The 14,169-nt window shown below is 41.3% G+C and carries 13 protein-coding genes; 10 read left to right on the top strand and 3 right to left on the bottom strand.

The window, feature by feature from the left end:
* Nucleotides 1–24: 24 nt before the first annotated feature.
* Genes SM123_RS05835 through SM123_RS05825 form a run of 3 tightly spaced genes read right to left on the bottom strand, consistent with a single transcriptional unit; the run spans nt 25 to nt 2,842 of the window.
* Entirely contained in the window at nt 25–1,269 is a 1,245-nt protein-coding gene (locus SM123_RS05835) for an NAD(P)H-dependent oxidoreductase (protein WP_049507732.1), read from the bottom strand.
* Nucleotides 1,270–1,287: 18 nt separating this feature from the next.
* On the bottom strand, nt 1,288–1,893 hold the full coding sequence (locus SM123_RS05830) for an NADPH-dependent FMN reductase (protein WP_320909198.1): 606 nt from the start codon (nt 1,891–1,893) through the stop codon (nt 1,288–1,290).
* 25 nt (nt 1,894–1,918) lie between these two features.
* A complete protein-coding gene (locus SM123_RS05825) occupies nt 1,919–2,842 on the bottom strand; it encodes an FAD:protein FMN transferase (protein WP_320909197.1) in 924 nt (307 codons plus the stop codon).
* A 224-nt stretch (nt 2,843–3,066) separates the two neighbouring features.
* On the opposite strand from SM123_RS05825, the gene nox reads away from it, so the two are divergent.
* The 10 genes from nox to SM123_RS05775 all read left to right on the top strand — a co-directional run bounded on the left by nox (nt 3,067) and on the right by SM123_RS05775 (nt 14,023).
* The gene (gene nox / locus SM123_RS05820) at nt 3,067–4,443 is read left to right on the top strand and encodes a H2O-forming NADH oxidase (protein ID WP_320909196.1); all 1,377 of its coding nucleotides are present in this window, start codon (nt 3,067–3,069) and stop codon (nt 4,441–4,443) included.
* A gap of 346 nt (nt 4,444–4,789) precedes the next feature.
* Entirely contained in the window at nt 4,790–6,334 is a 1,545-nt protein-coding gene (locus tag SM123_RS05815) for a ClC family H(+)/Cl(-) exchange transporter (protein ID WP_320909195.1), read from the top strand.
* Between the two features lie 110 nt (nt 6,335–6,444).
* Entirely contained in the window at nt 6,445–7,317 is an 873-nt protein-coding gene (gene efeO, locus SM123_RS05810; protein ID WP_320909194.1) for an iron uptake system protein EfeO, read from the top strand.
* 5 nt (nt 7,318–7,322) lie between these two features.
* A complete protein-coding gene (gene efeB, locus SM123_RS05805; RefSeq protein WP_320909193.1) occupies nt 7,323–8,528 on the top strand; it encodes an iron uptake transporter deferrochelatase/peroxidase subunit in 1,206 nt (401 codons plus the stop codon).
* Complete coding sequence (locus SM123_RS05800) at nt 8,506–10,191, top strand: FTR1 family iron permease (RefSeq protein ID WP_320909192.1); 1,686 nt, start codon at nt 8,506–8,508, stop codon at nt 10,189–10,191. The genes efeB and SM123_RS05800 overlap by 23 nt, the downstream gene beginning before the upstream one ends.
* On the top strand, nt 10,178–10,897 hold the full coding sequence (gene tatC, locus SM123_RS05795; RefSeq protein WP_150906053.1) for a twin-arginine translocase subunit TatC: 720 nt from the start codon (nt 10,178–10,180) through the stop codon (nt 10,895–10,897). Before SM123_RS05800 ends, tatC begins: the two co-directional genes overlap by 14 nt.
* The gene (locus SM123_RS05790; RefSeq protein ID WP_320909191.1) at nt 10,897–11,094 is read left to right on the top strand and encodes a Sec-independent protein translocase subunit TatA/TatB; all 198 of its coding nucleotides are present in this window, start codon (nt 10,897–10,899) and stop codon (nt 11,092–11,094) included. The genes tatC and SM123_RS05790 overlap by 1 nt, the downstream gene beginning before the upstream one ends.
* A gap of 715 nt (nt 11,095–11,809) precedes the next feature.
* The gene (locus SM123_RS05785) at nt 11,810–12,427 is read left to right on the top strand and encodes an SAP domain-containing protein (protein WP_070450088.1); all 618 of its coding nucleotides are present in this window, start codon (nt 11,810–11,812) and stop codon (nt 12,425–12,427) included.
* 303 nt (nt 12,428–12,730) lie between these two features.
* A complete protein-coding gene (locus SM123_RS05780) occupies nt 12,731–13,273 on the top strand; it encodes a hypothetical protein (protein WP_320909190.1) in 543 nt (180 codons plus the stop codon).
* A 24-nt stretch (nt 13,274–13,297) separates the two neighbouring features.
* Entirely contained in the window at nt 13,298–14,023 is a 726-nt protein-coding gene (locus tag SM123_RS05775; RefSeq protein ID WP_195327141.1) for an alpha/beta fold hydrolase, read from the top strand.
* Nucleotides 14,024–14,169 lie beyond the last annotated feature (146 nt).

The raw sequence follows: 14,169 nt of genomic DNA, 5'->3' as shown, positions 1-14,169 counted from the left end.
GAAGCTTCATTTTTTTCTAGTTTCTTAGTTGCTTGCACCAGAAGTGGCATCGGCATCTCCGTGCCCTCCGTCACCATGTCCTCCAGCATCAGAAGCACCAGAAGTTGCATCTGCACTACCGTGTCCACCAGCAGGAGCAAATGGACCGCTTCCGCCAACTAGACGTTGACCTGTTGTTTGCAGGTACCAGTCCAACCATGGTTTGAAGTTGAAGACAATCTCATTGATACCAGCGTAAGAACCATCTTCATAGTACATAGCTTGGTAGTTGTGAGTGTTGATCACGCCTTCAGGAGATCCTGGAACAATGGTCCGAACATAGTCTTGGTTACCGTTACGAAGGGTACCAATCACCCATTCCACGTTTTTCATACGTGCTGGTGGTAGGGAGCCGTGAACGGTTGACATCCGGCTTCCTGATTGAGGTGGCACGCGTTTAGCAAACATGGTATCTGGATCTTGATGGGCATTGTTGTAGTAGAGGAATTGGTTGTTATCATCGGCATAAGTCAATTCAAATGGCATAGCCTTTAAGAACATATCAATTTGGTTAACGGTTAGGATACCGTGGTCGAGTTTGACATAGGTATCGCCAGAAACGGCACCAGTGATTTCAGCTACTTTTTCTACCCAATCTGGATCGTCAGGATCGACTTCAGTAACAGTTGTAGCGATTGGATGATTACAATCCAAGTCTTCTGGTTCAATTGGTTTTGGTTTTTTCAATTTAGATACAACCTCAACGTATTTCATAAAATTATCCAAGCAGGTTTCAAGGAATTTGACGGTTCCCTCGTTGATGATATTGCCGTTTTCGTCAAAAGCTTCTTTCGCTTTTCCAAGAAGGAATTCATTTCCTGGAAGGGTATAAGCATTGACACCTGGGGCATCGAGGATCTTACGGAGGTGAACTTGCGCACGTGAAGTCCCTTGATCATAGTAAGAAGCACCGACGATCATAACCGGTTTGTTTTCAAATGGATGCACCTCGAAAGAGAGCCATTCAAGAACAGACTTGAGAGCAGCAGAGATCGTATGGTTGTGCTCTGGAGTGGCAATGATAACACCATCTGCACGAGTGATTTTGTTATATAAAAGACGCAATTGGAAACTTTCGTCCCATTTTTCATCTTGGTTAAACATTGGAACTTCGTCGATTTCAAGAACTTCCAATTCAAATTTGATTTTAAATTGGCGGCGAATGAATTCCAAAAGTTTACGGTTATATGATTGATCGTAGTTTGAGCCTACAAGTCCAACAAATTTCATTCTTTTCTGTCTCCTATCTTACAAGTTTTCCCAGTCAAATTCTTCAGCATCTTTGCGAAGCAATTCTTGGGCGTTGCGCAATTTGTCTGTGATTTTCACAAACACACGGAAATCATCAAAGATGGCATCTAATTTTTGAATGACATCTAAATCCACCAAGTCTCCATTTTGATCAAAGGCTTGCAATGAATGAGAGAGCAAGAATTCATCTGGCAAAACAGTCGCTTTAATTTCTGGAGCATTTAAGATTTGGCGAAGTTGGAGTTGGGCGCGTGAAGATCCCAACGTACCGTACGAAGCCCCAGTAATCATGACTGGTTTATTCAACAATGGGAAGACTCCGTATGAGAGCCAAGCGAGTGCACTCATCAAGACTGCTGGAATAGAGTGGTCGTATTCTGGAGTCCCAATAATGACCCCATCAGACTCCTCAATTTTTGCAACAATATCCAAGACAGCTTCAGGTACTTGTTTGTCGGCTGGTTTGTTAAAGACAGGGATATCTTTAATTTCGACCAATTCGATCTCAGCCTTATCAGCAAAATGTTTTTGCATGTATTGAAGCAGTTGACGGTTTGTAGAACGTTTGGAGTTTGTCCCCACAATCGCAATAAGTTTTATCATGGAAAATTCCTTTCTGATAGGAGAATTATAAATAAGATTGAAGCCCACTTGTATAGGCGATCTTGCCTGATTGAGAAACCAATAAGGTATCTATACCAGGAAGTGATTCAACAGTGTAGAGGATAGAAGCAGGAGATTCCCCGAACAAGCGGGTAGTCCATATCTCCCCGTCTACGGATCGATCAGATATGATGGTGATACTGGCTAAGTCTGTCTCGACCGGATAGCCCGTCGCGCTATCAAAGATGTGATGAAACGACTGGCCGTCAACTTCTAAATGACGCTCGTAGATGCCAGAGGTGACAATAGATTTATCCTTGACAGAGAGGACCAGTAGGTGCTGACCTCTTTTTTCGACTGGATTTTGAATGCCAATCCGCCAAGGCTGTTGTTTGATGGGGTGTTGACCGACAGTGAGGATATTTCCTCCAAGATCGATCAAGGCATCTGTTACTCCCTGGCTCTTTAAAAAGGTAGCAATGCAGTCTGCACTATAACCCTTAGCCAAGGCTCCTAAATCAATCTTCATTCCAGGACGCATCAGAAAGACTGTATGGTTTTCTGGGTCGAGCTGGATTTGGTGAGGATCGATCTTGGCCAGGGCTTGATCAATTTCCCCTTGCTGGGGACGTCTAGCATCTGAAAATCCAATTCGCCAGGTCTGTACAAGAGGACCAATGGCGATGTTTAAATGGCTGTTTTGAGCTTGACTATGCAAGGTACCTAATGCAATCAGATCAAAAAGATCTGGATGAACTTGGACAGGAACAATACCAGCTTGGTGATTGACCTCCATGAGTTCAGAACTTGCATCATTAGCACTGAAGCGATGTTCGTAGGAGCGAAGAAGTTCAAAGCAGCGGGCTAAGAGTTCATTCGCTTGTGGGTGATAGATCGAAACAGTGATGGTCGTTCCCATCAACCGTTCGGATCGACTACTTAGGTCCACTAAAAATCTATCCTTTCCTATTTTCACTTACTTACAGTATATCAAAAAGATATCGTTTTCACAATCCTTTCAAGCATATTGTTTGACATTTTTTGAAACATGTGAAATGTGATTTTCTGGAAAATTGAAAAAAAGATCACAAATTCTGAGCAAAATAATTGTAACCGATATCATTTTTATGATATACTCAAGAAGTAAATTAAATTAAAGGTAGGATTTATTCTATGAGTAAAATCGTTGTTGTAGGGGCTAACCATGCCGGAACAGCTTGTATCAACACTATGTTAGATAATTTCGGAAATGAAAATGAAATTGTGGTTTTTGACCAAAACTCAAACATTTCATTCCTTGGATGTGGGATGGCACTTTGGATCGGTGAACAAATCGATGGTCCTGAAGGTCTTTTCTACTCTGACAAAGAAAAATTGGAAGCAAAAGGTGCAAAAGTCTACATGAACTCTCCTGTTCTTTCAATTGACTATGACAACAAAGTGGTGACTGCAGAAGTTGATGGAAAAGAACACAAAGAATCTTACGAAAAATTGATCTTTGCGACTGGATCAACACCAATCATTCCTCCAATTAAAGGAGTTGAAATCGTTCCTGGTAACCGCGAATTCAAAGCAACTCTTGAAAATCTTCAATTCGTTAAATTGTACCAAAACGCTGAAGAAGTGATCGAAAAATTGAAAGACAACAGCAAACACTTGAACCGTATCGCCGTCGTTGGTGGTGGTTACATCGGTGTTGAACTTGCTGAAGCTTTCGAACGTCTTGGTAAAGACGTTGTCTTGGTGGATATCGTGGACACTGTCTTGAATGGTTACTACGACAAAGACTTCACTGACATCATGGCGAAAAACTTGGAAGACCACAACATCCGTTTGGCACTTGGACAAACGGTTCAAGCGGTTGAAGGAGATGGTAAGGTAGAACGCCTTGTAACCGATAAAGAAACCTTCGATGTAGATATGGTTATCTTGGCTGTTGGTTTCCGTCCTAATACAGCTCTTGCTGATGGTAAGATTGAACTCTTCCGCAACGGTGCTTTCCTTGTTGATAAGAAACAAGAAACTTCACTTCCAGGTGTATACGCAGTTGGTGACTGTGCGACTATCTTTGATAACGCTCGTAACGAAATGAGCTACATCGCTCTTGCGTCTAATGCGGTTCGTTCAGGTATTGTTGGTGCCTACAATGCGACTGGTCATGAATTGGAAGGAATCGGTGTTCAAGGTTCTAACGGTATCTCTATCTACGGCCTTCACATGGTTTCAACTGGTTTGACTCTTGAAAAAGCGAAAGCTGCAGGCTTCAATGCCACTGAAACTGGCTTCAACGACCTTCAAAAACCTGAATTTATCAAACACGATAACTACGAAGTTGGTATCAAGATCGTCTATGATAAAGATACTCGTCAAATCCTTGGAGCTCAAATGGTATCACGTGATAGCGCCATCTCAATGGCTATCCACATGTTCTCACTTGCGATTCAAGAACACGTAACGATTGATAAATTGGCTTTGACAGACTTGTTCTTCTTGCCACACTTCAACAAACCTTACAACTACATTACAATGGCACCTTTAACTGCTGAATAATAGCTAAAGTTCTATTAAAAACTTTCCTTAGGTGAGTACGGACGTCAGCGAACTTCATAGAAGTTCCATGACTAATTATTGAGCCTAAGGTCTCAATAATTCCGAGTGCCTGAAACAATACAGTTTCAGGCACTTTTCTCACAGCGGAAAGTTTTGATTTTTCTTTATTCGTTCCATTTATATTTCTTTGTAGAAATTCTTAACTTATTTTTATTAGATAAAATGGTTTGTCTACATTCTAAACAAAACTAACAAGGGTAGTTTTGTTTTTTTCTGTCTTTACATGTATTCAGAGGCAGTGAAATAAGGTATAATGAATAGGATAAGAGTTTGAAGGAGTTAGGGAATGTCTGAAAAAGAAGAAGCCTTAAAAAAGGAATTTCATTTTGCCTCTAGTTCGATTGTGGCCCATATTGTCAGAGGTGTTCTGGTTGGGATTGTTGTAGGCTGCATCGTCTCGAGTTTTCGTTTTTTGATCGAACATATTTTTCATTTTGTTCAAGGCGTTTACAAGGAGATGTCTGGTCAACCACTTTATTTACTTGCTATGCTATTGGGTTATGGGGTGATCGTATTGATTGCTGGTCGCCTTATTCGCACCAATCGGGATATCAAGGGATCAGGAATTCCGCAAGTCGAAGCAGAACTCAAGGGGCTCTTGGCGGTGAGTTGGTGGGATACCCTGTGGAAGAAGTATATTTTAGGTGTCTTGGCCATCGGAAGTGGCTTGATGCTTGGTCGTGAAGGTCCTAGTATTCAATTAGGAGCAATGGGGGGAAAAGGAGTGGCCCATCATTTGAAGGTCAGCCCGGTTGAGGAGCGATCTTTGATTGCAAGTGGGGCTGCTGCTGGCCTTGCTGCTGCCTTTAATGCACCTATAGCGGGGCTCTTATTTGTGGTTGAAGAGGTCTACCATCATTTTTCACGTTTCTTTTGGATTTCGACCTTGGCTGCTAGTTTGACTGCTAATTTTATTTCACTCAATGTCTTTGGTCAAACACCAGTGCTTCATATGCCACAAAATATTCCACCGCTCCATCTGTCTCAGTACTGGATTTATCTTTTTCTTGGAGTCTTTTTAGGGGCAGCAGGGTATGTCTACGAAATAGTGGTTCTCAATATCGGTCGATTGTATCGCTTACTTGAGAAGATTTTCCATGTTCCTTCTCATTATTCTTCTTTATTTGCCTTTGTCTTGATTCTTCCAATCGGCTATTTTCTTCCCCAAATTCTTGGTGGTGGGAATCAATTGGTCTTGGATTTAGCTCGAGTACCGTATCCAGTGCTGACCATCCTTCTTTATTTTGCGATCCGTTTCATCTGGAGTATGTTGAGCTATGGTAGTGGCTTACCAGGTGGCATCTTCCTGCCTATACTAGCATTAGGATCACTTTTAGGGGCCATCGTTGGAACCTTCCTCCAAAACATTGGCTTTATCTCTCAAAATCAGCTGCCTCTCTTCATTATTTTAGGCATGAGTGGGTATTTTGGGGCTATTTCAAAAGCGCCATTAACGGCTATGATCTTAGTGACAGAGATGGTCGGTGATATTCGCAGTTTAATGCCCCTAGGCATGGTGACCTTGCTAGCATATATGATCATGGATCTCTTCCATGGAGCGCCAGTCTATGAAGCCATGCTCGAGCAATTGTTGCCGGATAAGGCGCAAGAAGAAGGAGAGTTGACTTTAATTGAGATCCCTGTATCAGAAAAGATTGCAGGAAAACAAGTTCATGAACTGCACCTCCCTCAAGATATCTTGATCACCACGCAAATGCGAAGTGGTAAGAGCTATACGGTCAATGGTGCAACCCGCTTGTATCTAGGGGATAGTATCTTTGTGGTGGTTAAAGAATCTGAAATCGGACGGGTCAAAGATATTCTTTTGTAAAAGACTGATTCTCAGAAAATTTTTTCTATTATTAAATTTTCAGACAATTATTGAAAAATGAGAAAATATCTGGTAAAATAAGGGCAAGAACAAATGAGGAGAAGTCTTTCATGAAAAAATATAGTCTACTCTTATTGAGTGTTGCTCTTTTAGCAGGGTGTGCAAATTCTACTAGCAAACATTCGAGCCAAAAGACGCAAACCAGCTCAACGGTGCAGTTGTCAAAGGCTGACCAGAAGACCTTGGACAATGCGACAGCTGAATACAAAGACTTTGTTGAAATGCAAATTGACCAATTGCTCAAAGATACAGAAGGATTCCGAGCTACCCTAAAAGATGGTAATTTGGAAGAAGCTAAAAAGCAATATCCCTTGATTCGTATGGCCTATGAACGGTCTGAGCCGATTGCTGAAACCTTTGGAGAATCGGATGTCAAAATCGACTACCGCTTGGTGGATTATGTAGATGAAAATAAATCAGAAGATGGCTGGTCAGGTTTCCACCGGATTGAGCGTATCCTTTGGGAAAACAATACTACAGATGGAACAGACAAATACGCTGACCAACTGGTGAACGATATCAAGGAGTTGAAAGCTAAAATTGCTACAGTAGAAGTCACACCGGATATCATGTTGACCGGAGCTGTCGATCTGCTCAATGAAGTGGCAACGCAAAAGATTACGGGTGAAGAAGAAGTCTTCTCTCATACAGATCTTTACGACTTCCGTGCCAATATTGAAGGGGCTGAAAAGATCTTCTCTCTCTTTAAACCCTTGATTGAGAAAAAAGATGCTAAATTGGTTAAAACCTTGGAAGCAGAATTCAAGAATGTAAATGCTTTATTGGACAAACACATGACAGATGATTCAAACTATAAGTCTTACACAGATTTATCCAAGGAAGATACCAAGGAATTGGCAGAAGCTGTGACCAAACTTGGTGAACCGTTGTCTCAAATGGGTGTGATTTTAGATGGGAAATAAGAAAAATGGCTGACGAAAAATTTTTAGATAAAAAAATGGACCGTCGTGAATTTCTTAAAAAAGCAGGTATTGGAGGGGCTGGTCTAGCGCTGGGTCTCTCTGGTGCATCTGCTTTTTTCGCTAATCAAGACAGTTCCAGCAAAAAAGTTTATGATGGAGATGAAGACATCTCCTTTTATGGCAAGCACCAAGCAGGGATTACGACACCTATGCAGAAGGCTTGCTACTTGGTTGTGTTAGATCTTCATACGACAGACAAAAAAGAAGTCATCCAGCTCTTTAAAGACTGGACCGATTACAGTAGTAAATTAGTCGAAGGAGAGTTAGTTAAAAGAGATGGTTCCAATGCCCTCTTGCCACCAACAGATACAGGTGAAACAGTGGGACTCAACCCCTATCGTTTGAGTCTGACTTTTGGGGTATCGGCTTCCTTTCTAAAGAAACTGGGCTTGGAGTCCAAACGTCCGAAACTCTTTCGTGATTTGCCTCCATTTCCAAAGGAGCAGTTGCAGGACAAATACACTAGTGGCGATATCGTCATTCAGGCCTGTGCAGACGATGAGCAAGTAGCCTTTCATGCGGTGCGAAATCTGATTCGTAAGGGTCGCAATACCATTACCATGAAGTGGAGCAAATCAGGATTTGCAGCTATTGGTGACCGAAAAGAAACACCGCGCAACCTCTTTGGTTTCAAGGATGGAACAGCAAATGTCACGACTGAGAAGGATTTTGACAAGGTCGTCTGGACTGATAGCAAGGATTGGATGAAGGGTGGTTCCTATATGGCTCTTCGCCTAGTGCAAATGCACCTGGAAACTTGGGACCGGACCAATTTGCAAGAGCAAGAAAACACCTTTGGTCGCTACAAGGAGTCTGGCGCTCCCTTTGGTAAAACCAACGAATTTGATGAAGTAGATTTATCTAAACTACCAGTAGATTCACATGTCCGTTTGGCCAAAGAAGTGGATCGGCCGATTTTACGGCGGTCATATTCCTATTCGGATGGCATCAATGAACAGACTGGGCAATTTGATGCCGGCTTGATCTTTATCGCCTTTCAAAAGGATCCGAACAGCTTTGTCAAAATCCAAACCAACTTGGGCGCGGTGGACAAAATGAACGAGTACATCACCCATATCGGAAGTGGACTCTTTGCTTGCTTTGCAGGCGTCGAGAAAGGAGGGTATCTTGGTCAAGCACTCTTTGAATAAACTCTTGATCTTGTTAGGCCTTCTTGCCTTGTTTTGGACTCATCCGGTAGCTGCGGAATCTTATAGCGATCTCTTTATCAAGATCACAGATGCAACAACCGCTGTACAAAATAAGGACCAGGATAAGGCCAAGGAATTGATCGCTGAGATTCAGGCTGATTTTGAATCCAAAGACCACCATGATTCCAAGGCAGGGAAAAAAGTTAGCCAAGCCCTGGCTATAAAAGGAGAGGTAAGCAAAGACGATCTCACCAAGATCTCATCTGCCTTGCTCGCTTTTGAAAAAGAGCAAAATCCGGTCGATTTAGAGGCGGAAAAAGACAAACTCGTGAGTCGCCTCGCACCTTATTTTAAGAACCTACAAGAGGCTATTACAGCTAAGGATCTGGATAAAACCCGTCAAACCTATGCAGATCTCAATAACACATGGACGCGAAACGAAGCGGTGGTAAGAGATCACAGCACAGCCTACTATGGCAAAATCGAGACGGCCATTTCGCTCTTACGCAGTAGTATTGAAACAGAGCCTACCGATTTTACCAACATCCAGTCCTCTTATGACGACCTCAAAAATGGGATTGATGCCTTTGTAAAAGGAGAGGCCATTAGCAGTGCCAGTACGGATTTGACGCTGAACGATGGGATCAAGCTTTTGGAGAAGGCGCAAAGCCAATTTCAATCCGGCGACGATAAATCTGCTGCAGCGACTATGAAGCAGTTCATCACGATCTGGCCAACCATCGAGGGAGATGTTAGCACGACCAATCCAAGTCTCTACACGCGCGTAGAGAGTGAATCCCCGGTTATAATGGTCAAGGGGAAAGAAAAGGCCTATCAAGAGAAATTACAAGCCTTGATCAGGGATCTGTCTGCGGTCGATACGACAGCTTCTTACAACGCCTTTGATGCCATGTTGATCCTTCTGCGTGAAGGAGTAGAAGCCCTTCTGATCGTGATGGCGCTTGTGACGACCCTTAAGGCTGCTAAGATGAGGAAAGGACTCAAATGGGTTTATGGTGGAGCTATTGCTGGTGTTCTTGCCAGTGCAGCGATTGCTCTTGTTCTGCAAGTAGCATTTCCAGCTGTTACTTCGGGGTCTAATCGGGAAATCATTGAAGGTGGCGTTGGGATTTTCGCTGTGGTCATGATGATCCTCATCGGAATTTGGCTCCACAGCAAGTCCTCTGTCAAACAGTGGAATGCCTTTATGGACCGTCAAATGAAGACAGTGACGGCTACAGGAAGCTTTGTCTCTATGTTTGCCCTCAGTTTCTTAGCAGTCTTTCGTGAAGGGGCTGAGACCATTCTCTTTTATGTCGGGATCATTCCGCGGATTACAACTGCGAATTTCTTACTGGGAATCGGGCTTGCTATAGCTGTTCTCATCATTATTGCAGTGGCCATGACCAAGGCTAGTCAAGCTATCCAACCTCATCGAATCTTTTTCATTCTGACGTGGTTGATTTACGCTTTGGCCTTCAAGATGCTCGGTGTCAGCATCCACGCCCTTCAGTTGACCAATATCCTACCTAGCCATTTGGTCAATGGACTTCCAACCATCGATTGGGCGGGGATCTATCCAAGCTGGGAAGTTCTTCTTCCTCAGTTAATGTTTGTGGCCTTGATCGCCCTTATCACGGTGAGACAGCATGGCAAAGAGTAGAGCAGATGAAATGACCATTGTTGAGCACTTGGTCGAATTTCGAAAACGATTGATCGCAGTGGTCTTGTGTTATATTATCGTCTTTCTGGTGGCTTTTGTATTTGGTGGAGAGCTTTACCAAGCCTTGACGGCTAGCCTGCATCAAAAACTGCTGGTACTGGGACCAAATGATATCCTCTGGATCTATGTATCGCTGGCTAATCTCACAGCCTTTAGCCTGACCTTGCCCTTTATTGTCTACCAGATCTGGCAATTTGTAAGGCCGGCTTTGAAGGAGAAGGAGGCGCGTGCAGTCTTTGCTTACATCCCAGCTAGCTTTATTTGCTTTGTGCTGGGGCTTGCATTTGGTTATTTCTTTGTCAGTCCAGCTATTTTAGAGGTCCTGATGCGCTTGGGAGAAGGGTTGTTTGATACCCAATTAACGGCACAAAATTATTTAACCTTCTTATGGCACACCACCTTGCCTTTAGGGGTCTTGTTCGAGTTACCAGTTTTGGTAGCTTTTCTGACCTCGATTGGACTTTTGACACCGCAGTTTTTAATAACCTACCGACGTTACGCTTACTTTGTTCTGCTGGTCTTAGCCGTCGTGTTAACCCCTGCAGACTTTATCAGTGACTTGGCCATGACACTCCCTTTGATCCTCTTATTCGAAGTCAGTGTCGCCATCAGTAAAGTCATCTATTTAAGAAAAAGGAGAAACTAATGGGAATTTTACGTGATATTGGTGCACCAGGTTTGATCATCATCATCCTGGGCGCCCTCTTGATTTTTGGACCAAAACGCCTGCCAGAGTTGGGTCAGTCCATCGGCAAAATGTTTGCTGAATTTAAGTCAGCTGTCAATAAAGGCAGTGAAGAAGCTGATCAAGACGCTAAAGAAGCTAAAGAAGAAAAAGAATAATCAGACAATTTTCAAAATTCTATTGAGTTCGATTGCATAAAAAGGTATAATAAGACAAGTACTTGCAATCGACGAAGGAGGAAACCATGATTATTACGATTTTGTCACTTATTTTCTATTTTAGCTATATCGGATTCTTATGCTGGTTGGTCGTAAAAATTGTCGAAAAATTGTTCAATTTCTTGTTGAACCGTTAATAAAAAAAACAATCCATTTCACCTACGAGTGAGTGGATTTTTTGTATCCAATTCAGTTAGAAAGATTAAAACAAAGAGGTTTTATCGGTCTCAGATTGAAGATAAAGTCCTATAAAAAACTTTTCTTAAGTGAGTGCGGACGTCAGCGAACTTCGTAGAAGTTCCATGACTAAATCAAGATACAAAGGGCGTCTGCGGATAAATTCAAAAGAGGAATTTAGAAAGCAAGTGAAACAACACAACAAAACCATCGTTTTACTGACTGTTTTGTTTATTGCTATGCTTTCCATTTCAATGTTTTTATATCTTTCAACTTCTAGTATTTCTTGTTACTAGTGATGGACTATATCGTTTGTTTTTCTTATTTATTTTATAAGAATGTTAAGCTTAATAGAAATACAGTAATTACAAAATTGTAATATTTTCTGTTATAGCTTTATGTGGCATGGGTATAAATTGATATGACTTTTATTATCTATGGTATAATGAGATAAATTTTGAGTTGTAGAGGTGAGCATTTGGAAGAACATAGACCTGATTTTAGAGATATAAAATCATTTGAAGAATTTAACAGATACTACTGGTATCGAGAAGAGCTTTCACAAATTTGTAAGTACCTTGGATTAGAATACAGATGTACAAAAAAAGAATTAAATCATATTATAGAACAATATTTTAGGGGAAATAGAGTAGAAAAAGTTTTGAGGAAAAGAAACAAAAATCAAACCGAAATAATAACCCTAAATACATCATTACTTGAATGTGGGTTTTCCTTTAATCAGAAATTTCGTGATTATTTTTCAGCTGTAACAGGTGTTAATCCGTTTAAGTTTAATGCTGATATGGCTACTGCTTGGCGAAAAGTAAAACGGGACAACAACATAAATTTTACAATCCAAGATATGATTAAAATATACTATGGAGAGTCAGACTACGCCAAGTATGATAATTCAGCTTGCCAATGGAATCAATTTCTAAAAGACTTTTGTGCAGATGAATTTAGCAATCATTACTCCAACAAGTTAAAAGTTGCGGCTATCCTTTGGAAAGAAGTTAGAGATTCAAAAAATAAAAAAATTTATTCACGGGGACTTCTAAAAGAATATAGCTACAAAATAGAGGAATACTGTAAGTAAACAACTTCAAGTTTGTCGAACGGAATATAAAGTATTAAAGACGATGGCACTCTGTTTTTGCAGAGTGCTTTTTTGTTTTATAGAATATTAGAGAATGTGGGATACTTTCTTTTTCTGCCAGATGATCGAGCAGAGAAAAATTTATTAGATATGACATCAGTCAGCTGAGTCATATTAGCTGGCTTTTTTTGCTAGCGACTCGGTCACTAACTTGCTTATCAAAGTATAATTCGGTATCATAGATATATAATGCTTGGTAAGTAAGCCTTATTGTCAGTTCGTAACAAGTAGATAGGTGAAGAGGTGAAGAAACCAGTGGATAAAGACCAATTGATAGAGAAACCAGAAATAAATACTGTTGGGGTTATTACAAATCATCAGTTTAACTGGTATATTTGTTCAAACGATATGTGGACAATGGATATCGATAAATATATTCAGGCATACCAGGAAGCAGGTCTGGATATTGATTTCTCCTATTTACCTGAGATTCAACAGAATCTTCATGTGATTACAAAAAGCAATCTTGAGAGCTACTTAGAAATGTATAAAGATGATTGGCTGAAGGTGACGGTTGAAGAATTGATCGAAATGATCAAACGCTCAATGGATTGTGAGGACTTACATTCAGAGATTATTTTTGAAGGAAAAGGTTTACTCCCGAATCTTTTAATCGATTTTGATAAAGAGGAGTTTTATTCAAACCATCTGGGAATGAAAAACTACGAAAGATATGTGCCGAACGGATGGAAGATTTTTTCAGGGAAATTCGATCATTTGATACCCAAAGAGGAGCGATATTGGATTGAAAAGACTAGTGCGGACCAATTAAGGAATTCATTATAAAATAAAAAGGAAGAGACAAAACACATGCAGTATTATTTTATCGGTGGCCTAGGTGGTAATAGCTACCATCTGGCTCCACTAATGGATGAGCTAGGCTTTCCTGTGACCTTTCTAGATCCCTATAGGGAAATGATTCAGACAGAAAACGATCTTCGTGATTGGTTCCAAGGTCGGGTTGGCCAGGTGGGAGAAATCTGTTTATTGGGTCATTCCTTAGGTGGAGATTTGGCTCGTTATCTGGCTAGTGAGTTTCCTCAGATTCAGGCTTTGATTCTCCTGGATGGGGGGTATCTGGATATGGAAAAGATCCTGCCTCTTGAAGAAGAACTAGAAGGCACGTCGTCTTTCATGAAGCAACAAGTCTTTGCAACTTTAGAAGAAGCCGTGTTATCAGAACTTGGTGATGGAGAAGATCCTACTCCTATAGCGCGAAAAGCAGTAGAGGCTAGCTTTCGCTGGAATCCAGCAAGTGAACAATATGAATTAAATCTGGATCTCGAAAAGGTCATGGCCTTATTTCGTCTACGGCGTCAGATCAAGGCTTACCAAATTCCACTGGCAGACCTGCCTGTCCTCTTTATTGGACCTCGATACCAAGAAGAACCTGAATGGAGAAAAGAAGCTCTGAAGCAACTAGATCCCCAGATCAAGCAAGTTTTGCTAGATGCTTTGGGGCACGAACTGTATACAGAGGCGCCAGAAATTGTAGCTAGAGAAGTCAACAATTGGCTCCAAAATGTTCATAAATAAAACCTGTTTTCTTTTTTGAAACAGGTTTTTATCTTGTAATTTCCGAACGTTATTTCCTATAAAATCATTCCCATTGCATTAGGTCCGTATCTTTGGTATAATCTATCAAGGAAACGTCAAGAGACGTAGCGATGCGCTTGCGCATA

Source organism: Streptococcus sp. S5 (genome assembly GCF_034134805.1).
Taxonomy (GTDB): domain Bacteria; phylum Bacillota; class Bacilli; order Lactobacillales; family Streptococcaceae; genus Streptococcus; species Streptococcus lingualis.
The sequence above is the reverse complement of the archived record's forward strand: the minus strand, read 5'-3'. Positions and strand labels throughout refer to the sequence as shown.